The organism is Methanomethylovorans sp. (assembly GCF_050177135.1).
Classification (GTDB): Archaea; Halobacteriota; Methanosarcinia; order Methanosarcinales; family Methanosarcinaceae; genus Methanomethylovorans.
On the sequence record NZ_JBFXHJ010000080.1, the window covers coordinates 1 to 4,043 of the forward strand.

Consider the following 4,043-nt stretch of genomic DNA (forward strand, 5'->3'; position numbering starts at 1 on the left):
ATGTTCAGATTGGTCAGTTCATCGGCAATTTCTCCCAATGTCTTTTTTGGATCTGAGATCATCTGCCGGGCTGCTGCATCCAATTCGGGCGGATAGGTACCTTGCTCTTTTCGCTTACTGATATTCTCCCTTATCTTTCTCATGATCTCTTCAACATTCACTTCTTCATCATGTATCTCAAAAGTATCCATGTTATCCCCAACATTTTCATATTTCTGCCATTCTTACAACACATTCTACCTTATACGGCAGACCAGGTATCATATCTTCAAACCAGAAACAAGATTCCTGAACCATCGTAACCTCAAGGATATATTTTCCAGGTTCCTGTGGAGGCATGATTTTCATTTCTATCATTTGATTTTCCATAGGTTCAAGTGGAACTGCCAAAGTTGAGCGAAGGCCATCATACACGATCAGGTTGTCTTTCATATCTTTCCAATGATATGCAATATGCACAGGATTCGGAGGGATCGATGCCAGTTTATCTTTGCCATTATTTTGAACCTCTATCTCAAGAATATATTCTTCACCTACGATCATATCCTCTATTTGCTTTTTTAGTTTCATCTCTATAGCAGTTCTTTTAGGGTCAAGAGGTTTTTGAGTGAGGGTTGAAAGGATAAGATCTTTTGATACAGGACTATGAGATGCGACTGCGAAGATACTTCTTGATGCAGCCATCATTTGTTCGGTATATTCTGCAGCCAACGAGCCAATTGTATCAGTTTCAGATGCAACCCATATCACAAAATGATCGAAGACACCGGAAAGCAAAGCCTCAAGAGAATTTGGTGTATGTTCGTTTATATGCATTATATCTTCATAGTATGTTCGTGGATTTGCTGGCAGATAGCACCCCGCTTCCTTAGCCTTGAGACGTAACTCTGGATAATATTTATGGTAGTATTCTAGATTGGGTGCAGTATGGAGAATAAGTTTCCCATCGGGGTTAAGATGCTGTGCACACTTTTTAAGGATTTGCTCTAGAACAGGAGTTTCCACATGTTCTAAAAAATCTGTAGCAATTATCACATCAAATGTGCTTTCCATGGGATATGTAACAGCATCTTCGCACACAAAAGATAGTTTTCCTTTTATATCATCATCATTAAAAGTTTTTCGTGCAATATCGATAGCTTCTTCTGAATAATCTATTCCTGTAACATCTGCGCCCATTTTGGCAAGAGCATAACATAGTTCCCCGCGGCCACAACCGATATCAAGGATCTTCAACCCTTTTTTTGGTTTTGCAAGAAGACACGGTATGACCAGGCGAGGATCTTCCAATTTCCTTCCACGATCACGCTTGAAAGAAACATAACCGCCGCAGTCGTTCTCAAAATATTCCTTATCGTACTCAGAGGATAAGGACAGATATTCCTGTCCTCTTTCCTTTGGAGGCATCTTTACTTTAATGAGGAGATCACCGGCATATCCTGGGATAATTGCGGCATACTCTATAAATTTGCTGTATTTTTTCATAAACTGCGTTGAGGCAAACATATTCTCATTTGACCAAAAATATCCATCAACGAGTACCCAGGTTGCTTTCCTTATTGCAAGTTCAAGGTCGTGAAAAGTTCCATCGCCATCTTGTTGACCATCGATATGAACTAAGTCCCAGTGATTTCCAGGCAAATGGCCCATATTCTGAGTGTCTTTCATCAGGAAATCTGCATCATATCCAGTGGTTATCTTACGTGCCCATTGAATAGCATTCTTTGCTCCCCCAAATGTTTCGGAATCATTGTCTATCCCAAGGTAACGGGCATCAGGCACCGAGTTCAAAAAAGTAATTGCACTATATCCGTATCTGACTCCTATCTCCAAGATCGACTTGGGATCAATAGCTTTGCAAATTGCATATTTCATTCGGTAATATGGCACCCATTCTTCAAAAAGATATGCAAGTTCATCCTCTGCATAAGACCAAGATCTAAAATCGAATTCAACTGTTTTATATAGATCGAGTATATGGGAAATCATAAAGAACCTTCTGTATTAAATTAATTTGAATTGAGATATGTTTACTCATACCGGCTCATATCCAACTGTGTTTCCATTAAGAACAGACCGATATCTCTTCCCTGATTAATTACATTGAATGAATAGCATCTTTCATGCCAATCATAGTTCATTTGATAATTATGTGAGGCAATAGCCACTGTAATATCTATTTTCCCTTCAATTATCGGCATTTTCAAGATCTTAAAATCGACGTAATTCTTTCCCTTCACTTCTCCGAGTTCATATCCTTTTAACTCAGTGTTCGTTCCATAGCAATAAATGTCATTATAGTAAAAAACGATCCCTACAATTGGATCATGGACCTCTTCATGTGCAAGGAACTCTACTCTTACAGTCATAGGATCACCAGAGATTATATTTGTATTGACCTGACCCCTTTTGTCAATGCACTTCACGGTAGTGATCTCAACAATCTTCTTTTCGACTTTAGCTTCAATAGCTTCGTTTTTCTCAATATCGCATGAATCAACAGCTCCCTCCCCATACACATACTTATCTATCACTTCAGCTGTATTTCCTAAAGCTACTTGCTCTCCTTTGTGCAGTAGCAAAGTCCTGTCGCAGAACCTTCTGACAGAACCAAGGTCATGGGACACAAATACTATTGTTACGCCTTCTTTGCGGTAGCTGTTCAGGACATCCAGGCATTTCTGCTGGAAATCCATGTCACCCACTGCAAGCACTTCATCCATCAGCAAAACTTCTGGATCTGTCTGGATAGCAGTGGAAAAAGCAAGTCTTACCTGCATTCCGGAAGAAAAGTTCTTTAATTTCGTATCCCTGAACTTCTCCAGCCCTGCAAATTCCAGTATCTCATCTGTTCTTGATTTAATATCATATTTTGACATTCCCATTATAGTGCCATAGGTCTTTATGTTCTCCAACGCTGTCATATCGGGCTGGAAACCTACGCCAAGTTCAAGGAAGGGTGTAACTTTCTTGCGGATATGTACCTCACCTGAAGAAGGGTACAGGATCCCTGCTATTATTTTCAAAAGGGTACTTTTTCCACTTCCGTTCTCTCCGATAATACCAAAGAATTCACCTTCTTCCACATCGAAGTTAATGTCCCTTAAAGCATCGAATACCTCATATGATTCCGGCTTGAACACTCCTGTAAGTGCCTCGAACAGTGTGGTTCGTTTTTCATGTGGGATGCGGAATGATTTTTCAAGTTTCTCCACTTCGATCACAGGCATTCAGATCTCCTCCGCAAAGCGAGGTTCGATCCTGTTGAATATTAAATATCCTGCAAATAGGAAAACTATTGCTGCAACAGCCATGAATATCAGATCCTCCGTTTGCATGGGGGAAGAGTAGATTATTGTATCTCTTGCAGCGATTATCACCCTGGCTATCGGATTAAGAAGTGCGATGCTTCTCAGATCTGCAGGAAATACCTCGACCGTATACATTATGGGAGTTGCAAAATAGCCTGCCTGCAGCAGTACAGCCCAGATGAACTGCACATCGCGATAAAGTACATTAAGAGCTGCTAAAGCCAGGGACAGACCAACAGACAGGACCAGAAGACAGATCAGTATAACAGGGGCCTGTAGTACGTAGATTGACAATGACACCTTGAAATATATCATGAACAGCACAAAAACAATAGATTCAAAAACACTCATAAGCAATGCTGTCAGGCATGATGATATCACAAAAATGTCCCTGGGAAAATATATCTTCTTAATGAGGCTTGGTTTTCCAACAATGGAATTCATTCCTATGCTGGTAGCTCTGCTAAGGAAATTCCAGATGATAATGCCCAATAAAAGGAAAAGCTGATAGTTCTCTATCTGCATTTTCATAAGATGAGAAAAAACATAATATAGGACCGTTAGCATTAGCAGAGGTTCCAGGAGTGACCAGAAATATCCCAGAACAGAGTTCTTATACCTCAGTTTGAACTCACTCCAAGCTAATTGCCATATCAGCTGTCTGTAAGCATACAGATTTGCAATATGTTTGACCGACATTTTCCATCCATAGCAGCTTATAAGAATAATTCG

General features: G+C 40.0%; 4 protein-coding genes. All 4 read right to left on the minus strand.

The genetic code is table 11. The features are described 5' to 3' along the window. The coding region (locus AB7U21_RS07555; RefSeq protein ID WP_428388050.1) for a hypothetical protein at positions 1 to 191 on the minus strand (191 nt) is incomplete at its 3' end. A gap of 16 nt (positions 192 to 207) precedes the next feature. Next, positions 208 to 1,875 (minus strand): methyltransferase domain-containing protein, encoded by a 1,668-nt coding sequence (locus AB7U21_RS07560; protein WP_428388052.1) that lies wholly within the window; start codon positions 1,873 to 1,875, stop codon positions 208 to 210. Between the two features lie 155 nt (positions 1,876 to 2,030). Next, the gene (locus AB7U21_RS07565; RefSeq protein ID WP_428388054.1) at positions 2,031 to 3,230 is read right to left on the minus strand and encodes an ABC transporter ATP-binding protein; all 1,200 of its coding nucleotides are present in this window, start codon (positions 3,228 to 3,230) and stop codon (positions 2,031 to 2,033) included. After that, on the minus strand, positions 3,231 to 4,043 hold an 813-nt coding region (locus tag AB7U21_RS07570; protein WP_428388056.1), incomplete at its 5' end, for an ABC transporter permease. It abuts the gene before it with no gap.